The sequence below is a fragment of the Endozoicomonas sp. OPT23 genome (assembly GCF_009653635.1).
Classification (GTDB): Bacteria; Pseudomonadota; Gammaproteobacteria; order Pseudomonadales; family Endozoicomonadaceae; genus Endozoicomonas_A.
In genome coordinates this window covers 306,989-318,582 of record NZ_PPFD01000009.1, presented here as the reverse complement: position 1 = coordinate 318,582, position 11,594 = coordinate 306,989, and the positions used below count along the sequence as shown (strand labels likewise).

Below are 11,594 nucleotides of genomic sequence, written 5' to 3'. Positions count from 1 at the left end.
ATGATTGTCATCCTGAATACTATGCTGAAAAACGGGACATGTTGGGGAGAAAATATCACCTGAAAACTTGACTATAGGCCACAGTCACTTGTTATGTTTACAGTGCTCCGAAATCGCGGCAGATCTTCTTTGAAATACCATCTAAGTCTGGAAATAGTGACATATCACTAACTCCTAAACGAGCAAGCTGCTTACGTAGATCGGACTTTGCTTCTTTATCTATGATAAGCGAAAACATGCCTACAGCATCACTTGTACTGAAACCCTCAACAAAAGGCTTTATTGGATCAAAGCTTTCCTGTTGGGGGAATAGTGTAAAACAACCTTCTTGAGCAAGAACTCGATCATTTATCGCAACAGGGAAAAATGCTTCGATAGTATTATCCCTGTCTATATTGGACATATTATCAGAACTTGTTGACCACATTCTTGGTGTATATATAAAAACCTTACCATCAGTGTGATCATGCTGAGAGTTTTCTACGGCGAAATATAAAGCCTTTAATGGATTCGTTGACCAATCAAGCAATCTTGTAGGTAAACCATGATGCTGTGCTTGTATTAACCATTCAAGCTTGTTTTTAGGTTCAACTTTCAAATGTGTTAAAGCATACTTCTTGAACTCATTTATTAGGTGGTTTTCAGCACCTTTCCAACCATCGTTAAGCTTTATTGGGAATTTTTTAGGATTAAGTCGAGCAAGTGACGGTGTTAAATGCCATTCTGAATCTGACTGGCCACGAAACATCATCGCACTTGGATGCTTTTCTACTTCTTGAAGGAAGCATATTACTGTATCAATTTTCAATGTGTTACTCATAACCTTGGGTAAACATAACGTGGTAGCAACACCGGTGAGCTAGTGAGCCTGCGGCGAAATTTGCGATCCGGTGCCTGCGATTGTTATATTTGAGAGCATTGGTCATTGAGAAACTTCAACTTACTCTCTTTTACCAATTCAAAAAGACCCTTGGCAACATCGAAGTCCCGAAAATAGATGTGCGCCGTGAAATCAAACCCAACACTATAGATAGTACTTATTTCAGGGATTAAGAATTCAAACAAACAATTCGACAATTTTTCAACGGCACTTTCATTGTCGACAACCTCTTTAAAGATACCTTTCCTATTGGCTCGCATGTAAACGGAAAAATTATTCAAAATACTAACGTGAAACTGATCAAAATAGCTTTGCCACTCGGCTTCTTGTTCAATAGTTGCATCGTTCAATGCATTTGGCGTATCTGTTTCAAATAGCCATTTATCCCAAATTGACACGCAGCGGCTACTCAACAATAAAGACTCATTCCAGTTTTCATCGTTAATCATGGGCAATGCGCTTAATAGGTTTACTTTATTTTTAAGGCTTGTTCTTCTAAAAGTTGACAAACATGGACCCCGATGAAGTAAATATAACGCCTTGTTCAGGGGCTGCGCCGCAGGTGCAGTCCCATGGAACAACTTGTTAGCTGGCATTTTTATAGTGAAAATTCTTTGCTTACTTTTGAAGATTTCTGTTGGGATTTTTGCTAAAAGGCTAACCAAAAAAAAACCAAGTTTTTACACTACTTTAGTTTTTAAAAGAAAGTATTTTGAGGCCAAGGCAAACTAAAGAACTTATCAATACACCCTGTAGAGCAGCAATAACAGGAATTAATGGAACTGCCAAGAGCATGCTTGTCGGAACATCAGGCTGGACTAATGATATTAATAAAAAAAGCGGTGTAAAAATAACTGATACACCAACCGTCCACCCTTTCCATATATTTTTAAACATTAATTACTCTCGATATTATTAGTAGCTCTAAGAGCTTTTATATAACCAGTTCTGCTTGCTGTCAGTACTATTCAAACAATCATACCATCAGTGTGATTGTTCATAGATCGTATGTATACGAGGAACTTTGCCAGCTAACGCTTGGGTCGGGTGCGCCGAAGGCGTCACATGGACCCACTTGTTAACTGCCGGTTACCCAGTAGTCAATGAAACCGTCGTCGATTTTATAACGGCCTTCCTTAAATACAGACAGCTTTTCTCTGAACCAATCAGTTAGTGTGTTTGCAATGCCATACTCAATTTCAGAGTCATGTACATGCATCACTAGTTCTCCTGACTCTAAGTCGATTGAGAGATGATCCCCTTCACCGTCCGTAAGCGGTAGGAATTTTCTATTCCACCATTCACCATCACTTAGATCACCTGACTCGTTAATTTCGTTGAGCATGTTATATGTCTCTACGATTGCACCGACTGGTAAGAGGGTTCCTTCCTCACAAAGAGTTTCAAGCCTTGATGGGTCATTCTGCCCATTATGGATTGATAAATATTCTTTTAGCTCTGCTGGTAGAGAATATCCGGTCAGGTCTTCAAGAATTACAATTTCTTGCTTTGTAGCAGGCTCATTTAATGTTGTAACTACGGAAGGAGCTACGCCCGATAAAATGATTTCAAGTTCTTTCCAGATTGATTGCATACTCGATTCCATTTTAGGCAGTTAACGCTCCCATCAAGCGCCGCAGAATGCGGTCGCTTGGATGGGCTTGTTACATGCGATCTAATTGTTCTAACGTTAGTTGGCTAAAAATTATAATAACTATGCCTTGAAAAATACCCACCAAAGAAACCCAAACAAAATGGGGTGCTGGGCTCAATATACTATTTACGTACAAAACGATTAGTCCAGACTGAATTAAAGATGATATAAGTATGTATTTCTGTAGCTTTTTATTGGTTCGTAAAGCTGTTAATACACCCGAGTCTGCTGTACCGAGTAGACCTACTAACAAATACCCAACACTTACCTCCGCTATAAATTCTTCGCCCTTTAGAGTCTCTGAAACTGAATAGAAAATAAACGCTGGCCCTAAAAATCGTAAGCTTGAAGAATATGTGAATTTTTTAAATGCTCGTCTGAGTAAAGCAAAACCATTATTACCACCTTCATCACTTTTAGTTAACGAAGTGATCCATAGTGGGGCGCAAAGAAAAAAAGCGATTATTCCCAGAGGTATGAGTAAAGAAAATATGATATCTATCATTTGAGTATTAGCATGTAACGCCTGCTTAAGGGGCGCCGCAGCGCGGCGTCCCGTGGAGGGCGAAGCCCGGAACAAACTTAAAGCTCTTGTTATGTGTGAAATTTGTGACTTAGTTTAGCTATAGCTTTCGAGCAGCCCTGAAAGAGCAGATTTTCTAAATCTTTCGTTTTATATGGAGGCTCGATACCGAGTAAAAATAATGGTGACAGAAATCTCGATAGAAACTGCTTCCAAGGAAGTGCTGTAACTACTTCAACGTCATATAGCGTTTTGTTTGAATTTGCTTGGTATATCCTGGCTCTTACATTGACTTTTGGCCTCCAAAAGAATGGTAAAGCAACACTACCAAAGCTCTCTAGAAAAGCTCCACCTCCTTGATACTTTGGTACAGCAATATCTATAGCTAAACACTCATTAGTAAGGTTTGGCTCATTCCTAACTAGTGGTAGTTCAAAAATCTCAACAAGCTTTCTCCATAGCCGAGTATTACTTTTCTCGAAAAATATAGAGTTTGGCTGATCAAAAATGCTTTTTAAGTCATTTCTTTCTACAACCGATATTTCACCAAGGTAAAGTTTGTAGTTTTTCTTTTTTTTAAAATATTTAAGCATAGGAAATGTTGCTTTTTACACATAACGCCAACATGTGGGGCGCCGTAGGCGTCCCAGGCAGCTTGCTGCCGTACACCATGTTCTTGTTAAGCGCCTTGGACTAAGTTTGTATATATTTGGAAAGTATTTAGGAAAAAAATCATGCCCCAAAAAGTAACCATAATCCAAACTAAGACCTTTCCAATCTTTTGATGTTTATAGGCTATATGGCTCTCTGGTAAGTGCTTTATTAACCCTAATCCCTTTATTGAAACGAAAACAAAAGCCACTAGGACAAAGTTTGCGATGATAAGAGGAATGACTTCGTTCATTATTGTTTTATTCTCAAATCTTGAAGATTTAATACGCTTAATTCCCAACTGGCGTAGCGAGATACACCAAAACCTTGTTACATGATTAATCTATTTGTCTGCTGATGATTTTAACTAGGAACGTGACAATTCTGTGTTCTTTTTTTCCAGGGTTGCGCTTTATATAATGGTTTCGAATTGAATAATATAATCCCAGTAATCCGCATGCTATCCCAACCCATTCAAATAGACTTGTGCGCCGAGCATATAGTGCCTCAATGCCAATTCTTGCAGGTGAGCTAGATACATTATCTAGTTGTGAGTTCAACCAAGATGGTAAGCCCCAATAGAAAAAAGAAAAGGCTATTGCTCCAAATATAAGAGCACCTATAGGTGATAGCCTAGAACTTACAATGGATGATTCATTTATCATCGATGAGCCAGATGTATTTCTTCGATATCTCTTTTTATAACGTTTAGGCATACTCAATATTCATTGGTTGGTAGCGCTTAACGCCTGCTTAAGGGGCGCCGTAGGCGTCCCAGTGGAGGGCGGAGCCCGTAACGAGCTTGAAGCTCTTGTTATGTGCATTTTTATTAGTTGCAATTATCTACAAGATGATCAATTTTTTTTACCACTTTTTTCCAATCATTGGATGTGAAATCTTGATTTTTGAGATGGTCTAGGAACTCATAGAATGTATGTTTGAGAGCCTTCATAAACTTTGAAGCATCAATGATCTTTTGATCTCTACAGACAATTTTGTGTGTTAAATCCCTACGAATTTTCCAACCACCTGTAGTCTCGGCCTGGTGTAAAATTCCACATCTTATATGCTCGTAAAAATCAGCACCTAAACCATGGAACTCTTCAAAATGCGATGATGATTGAAAGAATTCTTCAAAGACATGTTTGCCTTTAGTATTAGTTCTTTTCCAGCCCTTTTTGAGAGAAATAAACGATTCAATCATTAAACATGATATCGCCATCATGCTGAAACCGTGTTTTGATGAATTATGAAGCATAGGGTCAAAATATCTCTCTTCATAACGATGTTTCAAAAAAGAAGTTATAGACTGCTTATCTTGATTCTCTTTTAGCTCGGCCCAGTCTTCAGAGGATACGGATGAAGACAATTCAACAGACATTTTTTCTCCGGTGATGTTGAGGTTTACTCATGCACATAACAGCAACTTATACGCTAACCATGCATATAAGCTACTGTATCTTTGATTATCTGAACTGCTTGTAAGAGCAGCAACTTTAAGCTCTTCACCACAGCCAGAGAAATTTCACGTTTAATTTTGAGTTCGTATTCTATAAAAAGTATATTTTTCGTTTAAGCAAAGAGTAGGTAGAGAATCTTGATCTCTCTTTACAGCATCAAGGGCAGTATTGATGTTTAAACTTTTCGCTTATACGAACTCTGAACTAAAAATTTACACACGCTACCGCCCTTCCGGACAGTGCAGAATTCCCTTGTTGCAACCTTCTTCCTTATACGGTTAGTGTCGCATTTATATGGTTCGATGGTATCACGGTAAATTTCGATAACCTACCTCGTTTTGTAGTACAAGGTCGCTGTAGACCTTGTTACACAAGGATGAGGGAGTGAGAAGGTCGGGAAATGGCGGAGGGGGTTGTGTTACGGTTTTAGTGAAAGGAGAAAATTAGAGCCAGCCACCCTCGGTTATGGAAAGTAACCGAGGATGGCCTGTCAGAATTTACAGGTTAACAATCTGAACCATTGAATCCTTGCTAACTGGCTCTTCTTCAATATCGGTGGCTTCTTTATAAACCAGCGGTACTTCAACCGGGTCAAAAGCAGTATCACCATCGGCTTGGGCAGTGCCGTCAGCAACCAGATTTTTAAAATCAAACAGGTCGGCGTCGGCCAGGTGTGAGGGTGCAACGTTTCTCAGGGCGCGGAACATACTTTCAATACGACCCGGGAATCGTTTATCCCAGTCATTCAGCATGCCCTTAATGGCCTGACGTTGAAGATTTTCCTGAGAGCCACAGAGGTTACACGGAATGATCGGGAATTCTTTGTAATCCGCAAACTTGATAATCTCTTTCTCTTTACAGAATGCCAGAGGGCGAATCACTGTGTGCTTGCCATCATCGCTGACCAGTTTAGGTGGCATAGACTTCAGTTTTCCGGCATAGAACATATTCAGAAACATGGTTTCCAGAATGTCGTCACGGTGGTGACCCAGAGCAATCTTGTTTGCACCCAACTCAGTGGCTGTACGATAAAGGATGCCACGGCGCAGGCGGGAGCAGAGCGCACAGGTGGTTTTTCCTTCCGGTACTTTGTCCTGAACAATAGAGTAGGTGTCTTCCTCGACAATGCGGAAATCTACGCCCAGGCCTTTCAGGTATTCCGGCAGAATATGCTCCGGAAAGCCGGGCTGTTTCTGGTCAAGGTTCACCGCAACAATATCAAAATTAACGGGTGCGTAAGTCTTCAGGTTGATCAGGATATCCAGCAGAGTGTAGCTGTCTTTCCCTCCTGACAGGCACACCATGATCTTGTCGCCATCTTCAATCATGTTGTACTCGGCGATGGCCTGACCTACTTCTCGTCTCAGACGTTTCTGAAGTTTGTTGAAGGAGGCCTTGTCGTTTTTATTCTGGCTGCTATCGGATTGATTCTGAGTGGTCTGCATATAGTTTTAAAGCTACCGTGCCATTTAACGGGCTGGATTGAGTCTGAAAATTGTTCGCTATTATAATCAAAGCAGCTGGAATGGGCATAAGGAATAATGGCGAAGTGCTGATTGTTTCAGCAGGATTTTCATAGAATTTGTTTTTATAGGTGTAAACCGTACTATGAATGACCTGTATCAGTTCGGAGTCTATTCGTCAGTTTATAATGTGATTAAACCATGTTGGCTTCCTGGTCATTCCTATTCTCCTCAGGCGGCCTTTTGGACAACTGCTATATTGAGCGATACAGTGGAGTAGCGGCTGCAATAATAATAAAAGAAATAATGAAAGCAGTAATGAAGGACGTTATTAAGTACCTGCAAATCATTACAGGCTTTGTTGGAGTAGTAGAGACCTTTCACCAGAACGAACTAACAGAGAATAAACTCGGAACGAATTCAGGGGTTTTCCATGGCTGATCACGACAAACTCAAGGAATGGATGGAGTCTCGCAGGGCAGATTTGACCAGGCGACTCTCCAGTATTAAACAGGATGTGACTCGCCGTGCCAGTGCAGACTGGTCGGAGCAGGCTCAGGAGCGTGAGAATGACGAAGTCATTGATGCGCTTGGAAACGAAGCCGAGGCTGAACTGAACCTGATCAATAAAGCACTGGATCGTATGGCTAATGATGACTTTGGCTTTTGTGAGGGTTGTGGCGGTGATATAGCCGAAGCACGACTGACAGCCATGCCTTACGCTGACCTCTGTATCACGTGTGCTGAAAAAAGAGATGTCGCGAGCTAGCCGCGAGCTGGAATGCCGTGATCATCAATCGGCAGAAGATTTCAGTACTTTCTGCCGCTCCTCAAGTTCTTCTCCCAGAATCAACAGCTGATAACTCTCAACGTAGCTTTCTACGGTGCCCGGATTATGGCGGTGGAAGTGGTTATGCCAGAGTTTGCCAAAGGCTTTAATGTCGTTTGGCTCAATTTTATGAATAGCTTTGCCTGTTCGATAATAAACAAGCCAGGCGATAGCGGCACTGTAGGAAAGGTTGGTGGCCAACTCCAGGTGTGGATGCGCGAGAAACTCTCTCTGGCTGGCAAGCCCGCGGACAAGGCTGGATAAATCCGTTTGGGTGGCGAGGAAACGATCCCAGATATTGCGGTGCATTCTGGGTGATATCTGGAAAATACCCAGCGCCTGATGGTCATCCTGCTTGAGATGAAAGCCCATGGCGGATTCTACAGCAGCGGTTCCCATTAACAGGTTCTCTGCCGGTTGACTCCACATCTTCAGGTGTTTGAGAGTAGGGCGTACAACGTAGTGACGCAATTCCTTTGCGCATATCCCCATTCTTGTTTTCCTTGTCTGGCAGACCGTTCAGGGTATACGTTTTTATCGTAGCACTTGAGTGAATCTGAAGGACAGTAGAAAAGACAAGAAAGGCTGAGAAAGGGAACGCCCTGACTCTTAAAAAGAATGAGTCAGGGCAGGCAAGAGCCGGGCTTACTCGCCTTCGAATTCACACAGTCTGAAGATATCAGTACCGGCTTCTTTCAGGCGTGCTGAACCGCCCAGATCAGGCAGGTCCATAATGGCACAGGCTTCAAACGGGTTGCCGCCAAGCTTGCGAACCAGGTCTGCTGCTGCCAGCAGAGTTCCGCCGGTGGCGATCAGGTCGTCGACCAGAAGCACCTTGTCTCCTGCGGAGATAGAGTCTTCATGGACTTCCAGAGTGGCAGTGCCGTATTCCAGAGCGTATTCCTGACCCACTGTTTTAGCGGGCAGTTTACCTTTCTTGCGGAACAGAACCAGAGGCTTGTTCAGAGCGTAGGAAATAATAGAACCCATCAGGAAGCCACGGGCATCCAGAGCACCGACCTTGTCAAACTCCACATCCACATAGCGGTGAATAAAAGAGTCCATTACCTCGCGCCATACCTTTGGATCTTCAAAGATAGTGGTGACGTCGCGGAACATCACACCTGGCTGAGGCCAGTTTGGTACTGTACGAATCGTTGACTTCAGATAGTTCTCATCAATGATCATGTTTGGTTGAGCCTTAATACAGACAAATAAAAAAAGACAGGTTTCGTCGCATGATGAAAACTGTCTTTTTATAGTAGTAATGAATTCAGCAGATTGCTTGTCAGGCTTCTGCTAGGAAGCGGAGATAATCTGTTCAGCGTCTACCGTCTTGCCACCGGCAAGCTGACAGAGTTGAGCAGGATCACGAATTTCTATCTCCTTACCCACAGCGTAGATAAGTCCATTTTTCTGGAAGCGGGTAAATACCCGGCTTACTGTTTCGACAGCAAGACCCAGATAGTTGCCCATTTCATTCCGTGACATGGCCAGACGGAATGACTGGGAAGAAAAACCACGACGGCGGAAACGGCTGGCCAGGTTGATCAAAAACGTGGCTATACGCTCGTCGGCGTTTTTCTTGGACAGCAGCATCATCATCTGCTGGTCTTCACGGATTTTCTTGCTCATCAACCTCATAAGGTGACGGCGAAGTTCCGGAAACTGGTCGGAGAGGCTCTCCAGCTGTTCAAAAGGAATCTCGCAGATCATGGTGGTTTCCATGGCCTGTGCAGATACCGGATAAACGTCAGTATCCATACCGCTCAAACCCAGGATCTCACTGGGCAGGTAGAATGAGGTGATTTGCTCTTCACCTTCATTCGTTGCGGTATAGGTCTTGATGGCACCGGAGCGGACAGCAAACACACTGTCGAACGAGTCGCCTTCAAGGAACAGGTGCTCGCCTTTTTTCAAAGGGCGGCCCCGTTTAATAATACGATCAAGCTGGTCAATGTCCTGAAGACTAAGGGCCAGCGGCAGGCAGAGCGAACTCAGGCTGCAGTCTCTACAAGCCACATGGCTTGGCTGTCGTACGTTGGGCTTTGACGTCATTGAGTGGCCTCAAAGTCGTATTGGCTGATTCGCCGCATATTCTATTTAATTTGTTATGAAACTGTAAGTCTGTGCATACCGAGATAAATCGAGTATTTCCTGATCAGACAGTCACAGGCTTTTAAAAGAAGCATTGTCTCTATTTTATGCTGTCAGTCCAAGCTGAAATGTCTGAAAAACTCATTTAATGTTGATAATTGTTCGAATCAGCAGGGTTTCAGTACTTACACAGTCAATAAATGGTGGCTATTTACCTGCTTTCTGGCGCAGTAATAGAAGGTTTTTGGCCTGGTACTCTTAGAATGAGCTCCTCAACCGATATAGAAGTCAGTGGGATTTATCGAGTACTTATCCAATGCCAGGACCCGTGCCTTCAGGACCGCCCGGTATTCAGCCGGATCAGGGGCTACAGAAGCCTCATATTACTTTGACTGCAAAAAAAGGGCAGTTTGGTCAAAAAAGTGTTGGGCTATCCAGCCCGGTTACATATCTGAAGAATCTGTTCAGGGCCCAGGAGAAAGAGGGAGGCTCTTCAACGCCTGTTGATAAACCAATAGGAGAGAGGAGTGCTGCTGTCGTAGATAAGGCGCGAACATACACAGCCCTGCCCAGAGCAAAGGGAGCGAGCGATGTCTCGCCTGAATATCAGGGTAATGTGAAGGGGGCGCCAGACCTGAATTCTGTGGCGAAACAGAGGCTGCTTGGTGAAGGCTCCTTTGGTCAGGTGCATCTGGTAACCAATCCACTGGAGCAGGGTGAAGTAAAAGATTCGCCGACAGTTCTGCAAAAACAGTACGTCGTCAAAACTCAGCGGGCAGGTAAAGAAGAGGTGGAAGCACGGCAGAGTGCTGCAGAGAAAGAGGTCGCTATTCAAAAGGCAGTACCAGGCTCTGTTCAGATTCAGCAGGAGCGAAGAATCAATAATGGCCATCAGGTGATGATGGAGTATGGCGGTGTTGAGCTGGAATCACTGATCAAAAGTGGGAAAGGGAAGGCCTTGCCTGAAGCTCTTGTGAAAGACCTGAGCAGGCAGCTTCTCAGTCAGCTTTCAAAGAGTCATGAGCAAGGCATTCTGCACAGGGATATTAAGCCGGAGAATATTCTGGTCAATCACAAAGGGCAGCTGACTCTGGCCGATTTTGGCCTAAGCCTGAAGGCAGGTAATGACGTTGAGCCGGATAAAGCTGTTTTCAAAGGCGTAGCAGGAACGCCTGACTATATGGCTCCTGAAGTGTGGACAAAAAAAGGCTACTCATTCAATGCGGATATTTGGTCAGCGGGATTGGTGCTGTATCAAATGGCGACAGGCGAAAAAACTGATTTTTTCTCCACAGTTTATGATTCTGATGGTGAGGTCAGGCAAGGATTCGACTCCGCAGAAGTGGGGCGTGTTCGAAAGAGAATATCAAGGCATAAAAAGCTCTCACCTGAGCTTAAAGAGTTGTTACTTGGAATGATTCAGTCTAACCCCAAAAAAAGACTGTCTGCAAAGGAGGCTATTTAGCAACCCTTCCTCTCCGAAACACAGGAATTGACACGAATGTCATACCCTGAACTTCAAACCCGCCATAATAGGCAGTTTAATAAGCTTGCCGGTTTAGAAGCGCAGCTCAAACAGCTTAAAGGGGCGAATGAGCCAAGTTCTGACGCAAATCTTACAAAACAGATTCAGGCTTTAGAACTTTCAATATTAGAAGTTGGAGCTGAAGTTAAAGATTCCCAAACCCACTTACGAATCAGGGAGGTTGAAAGTCAGGCTAACAGTCTCAGAAATGAAATAAGTAAAGCAAGAAAGTTACAGAGAGGAATTCGGGGTTTGTTCAGGTCGAATCGAGAAAAAGGAGAGGTGCAGGAGCAGCGCCTGATGAAATCATTAGATGGGTTAAAAGCGGAGCTGCAACTATTGAAAACGACGCCTCCATCACCACGCCCAGCACGAAAAGGCGACAGTCTCTGAAGCAGACCTGCACACATAATCTACAGTAAATACGCGGATTGATGAATTCATAGGTCATTCCCCCGCCAGCGGCGGGGAAATGACCTTTAACTATTCGATTACGTGTGTCTACACACTTA

At 43.4% G+C, this 11,594-nt stretch carries 15 protein-coding genes; 4 read left to right on the top strand and 11 right to left on the bottom strand.

The window, feature by feature from the left end; genetic code table 11:
* Positions 1–97 precede the first annotated feature (97 nt).
* From EOPP23_RS20860 to ttcA, 8 genes are all read right to left on the bottom strand, one after another.
* A complete protein-coding gene (locus EOPP23_RS20860; protein WP_153767905.1) occupies positions 98–808 on the bottom strand; it encodes an FRG domain-containing protein in 711 nt (236 codons plus the stop codon).
* Positions 809–903: 95 nt separating this feature from the next.
* Positions 904–1,545: a hypothetical protein gene (locus EOPP23_RS20855; protein ID WP_153767904.1), complete on the bottom strand. Its 642-nt coding sequence runs from the start codon at positions 1,543–1,545 to the stop codon at positions 904–906.
* A 25-nt stretch (positions 1,546–1,570) separates the two neighbouring features.
* Positions 1,571–1,777: a hypothetical protein gene (locus tag EOPP23_RS21380; protein ID WP_194842700.1), complete on the bottom strand. Its 207-nt coding sequence runs from the start codon at positions 1,775–1,777 to the stop codon at positions 1,571–1,573.
* Between the two features lie 181 nt (positions 1,778–1,958).
* The gene (locus EOPP23_RS20850; RefSeq protein WP_194842699.1) at positions 1,959–2,474 is read right to left on the bottom strand and encodes an SMI1/KNR4 family protein; all 516 of its coding nucleotides are present in this window, start codon (positions 2,472–2,474) and stop codon (positions 1,959–1,961) included.
* 70 nt (positions 2,475–2,544) lie between these two features.
* Positions 2,545–3,039 carry a hypothetical protein gene (locus EOPP23_RS20845; protein ID WP_153767902.1) on the bottom strand — a complete coding sequence of 165 codons (495 nt, stop codon included), beginning with the start codon at positions 3,037–3,039 and terminating at the stop codon, positions 2,545–2,547.
* 89 nt (positions 3,040–3,128) lie between these two features.
* Entirely contained in the window at positions 3,129–3,650 is a 522-nt protein-coding gene (locus tag EOPP23_RS20840) for a hypothetical protein (RefSeq protein ID WP_153767901.1), read from the bottom strand.
* 887 nt (positions 3,651–4,537) lie between these two features.
* The gene (locus EOPP23_RS20835; protein ID WP_153767900.1) at positions 4,538–5,089 is read right to left on the bottom strand and encodes a hypothetical protein; all 552 of its coding nucleotides are present in this window, start codon (positions 5,087–5,089) and stop codon (positions 4,538–4,540) included.
* 576 nt (positions 5,090–5,665) lie between these two features.
* On the bottom strand, positions 5,666–6,613 hold the full coding sequence (gene ttcA, locus EOPP23_RS20830) for a tRNA 2-thiocytidine(32) synthetase TtcA (protein WP_153767899.1): 948 nt from the start codon (positions 6,611–6,613) through the stop codon (positions 5,666–5,668).
* Positions 6,614–6,832: 219 nt separating this feature from the next.
* Between ttcA and EOPP23_RS21375 the strand changes: the two genes are divergently transcribed.
* Both EOPP23_RS21375 and EOPP23_RS20825 read left to right on the top strand, forming a co-directional pair.
* Complete coding sequence (locus EOPP23_RS21375; protein ID WP_194842698.1) at positions 6,833–7,072, top strand: hypothetical protein; 240 nt, start codon at positions 6,833–6,835, stop codon at positions 7,070–7,072.
* Positions 7,065–7,400 carry a TraR/DksA family transcriptional regulator gene (locus EOPP23_RS20825; RefSeq protein ID WP_153767898.1) on the top strand — a complete coding sequence of 112 codons (336 nt, stop codon included), beginning with the start codon at positions 7,065–7,067 and terminating at the stop codon, positions 7,398–7,400. The genes EOPP23_RS21375 and EOPP23_RS20825 overlap by 8 nt, the downstream gene beginning before the upstream one ends.
* A 24-nt stretch (positions 7,401–7,424) precedes the next feature.
* Here EOPP23_RS20825 and EOPP23_RS20820 read toward each other — a convergent pair whose 3' ends face one another.
* The 3 genes from EOPP23_RS20820 to fnr all read right to left on the bottom strand — a co-directional run bounded on the left by EOPP23_RS20820 (position 7,425) and on the right by fnr (position 9,518).
* Positions 7,425–7,952, bottom strand: a complete 528-nt coding sequence (locus EOPP23_RS20820; RefSeq protein WP_153767897.1) for a hypothetical protein — start codon at positions 7,950–7,952, stop codon at positions 7,425–7,427.
* A 153-nt stretch (positions 7,953–8,105) separates the two neighbouring features.
* Positions 8,106–8,648 (bottom strand): adenine phosphoribosyltransferase, encoded by a 543-nt coding sequence (locus EOPP23_RS20815; RefSeq protein WP_153767896.1) that lies wholly within the window; start codon positions 8,646–8,648, stop codon positions 8,106–8,108.
* Between the two features lie 111 nt (positions 8,649–8,759).
* Positions 8,760–9,518: a fumarate/nitrate reduction transcriptional regulator Fnr gene (fnr, locus tag EOPP23_RS20810; RefSeq protein ID WP_153767895.1), complete on the bottom strand. Its 759-nt coding sequence runs from the start codon at positions 9,516–9,518 to the stop codon at positions 8,760–8,762.
* A 355-nt stretch (positions 9,519–9,873) separates the two neighbouring features.
* Here fnr and EOPP23_RS20805 point away from each other — a divergent pair, with 355 nt between their 5' ends.
* Both EOPP23_RS20805 and EOPP23_RS20800 read left to right on the top strand, forming a co-directional pair.
* The gene (locus EOPP23_RS20805) at positions 9,874–11,022 is read left to right on the top strand and encodes a serine/threonine-protein kinase (RefSeq protein ID WP_153767894.1); all 1,149 of its coding nucleotides are present in this window, start codon (positions 9,874–9,876) and stop codon (positions 11,020–11,022) included.
* Positions 11,023–11,058: 36 nt separating this feature from the next.
* Entirely contained in the window at positions 11,059–11,475 is a 417-nt protein-coding gene (locus tag EOPP23_RS20800; RefSeq protein ID WP_153767893.1) for a hypothetical protein, read from the top strand.
* Positions 11,476–11,594 lie beyond the last annotated feature (119 nt).

Excerpts from the sequence above, each read along its gene's own strand:
- fnr (WP_153767895.1), bottom strand. The coding sequence starts at position 9,518 with ATGACGTCAAAGCCCAACGTACGACAGCCAAGCCATGTGGCTTGTAGA.
- EOPP23_RS21380 (WP_194842700.1), bottom strand. The coding sequence starts at position 1,777 with ATGTTTAAAAATATATGGAAAGGGTGGACGGTTGGTGTATCAGTTATT.
- EOPP23_RS20805 (WP_153767894.1), top strand. The coding sequence starts at position 9,874 with ATGCCAGGACCCGTGCCTTCAGGACCGCCCGGTATTCAGCCGGATCAG.
- EOPP23_RS20850 (WP_194842699.1), bottom strand. The coding sequence starts at position 2,474 with ATGCAATCAATCTGGAAAGAACTTGAAATCATTTTATCGGGCGTAGCT.
- EOPP23_RS20825 (WP_153767898.1), top strand. The coding sequence starts at position 7,065 with ATGGCTGATCACGACAAACTCAAGGAATGGATGGAGTCTCGCAGGGCA.
- EOPP23_RS20820 (WP_153767897.1), bottom strand. The coding sequence starts at position 7,952 with ATGGGGATATGCGCAAAGGAATTGCGTCACTACGTTGTACGCCCTACT.
- EOPP23_RS20835 (WP_153767900.1), bottom strand. The coding sequence starts at position 5,089 with ATGTCTGTTGAATTGTCTTCATCCGTATCCTCTGAAGACTGGGCCGAG.
- EOPP23_RS20800 (WP_153767893.1), top strand. The coding sequence starts at position 11,059 with ATGTCATACCCTGAACTTCAAACCCGCCATAATAGGCAGTTTAATAAG.
- EOPP23_RS20840 (WP_153767901.1), bottom strand. The coding sequence starts at position 3,650 with ATGCTTAAATATTTTAAAAAAAAGAAAAACTACAAACTTTACCTTGGT.
- EOPP23_RS21375 (WP_194842698.1), top strand. The coding sequence starts at position 6,833 with ATGTTGGCTTCCTGGTCATTCCTATTCTCCTCAGGCGGCCTTTTGGAC.
- ttcA (WP_153767899.1), bottom strand. The coding sequence starts at position 6,613 with ATGCAGACCACTCAGAATCAATCCGATAGCAGCCAGAATAAAAACGAC.
- EOPP23_RS20815 (WP_153767896.1), bottom strand. The coding sequence starts at position 8,648 with ATGATCATTGATGAGAACTATCTGAAGTCAACGATTCGTACAGTACCA.
- EOPP23_RS20845 (WP_153767902.1), bottom strand. The coding sequence starts at position 3,039 with ATGATAGATATCATATTTTCTTTACTCATACCTCTGGGAATAATCGCT.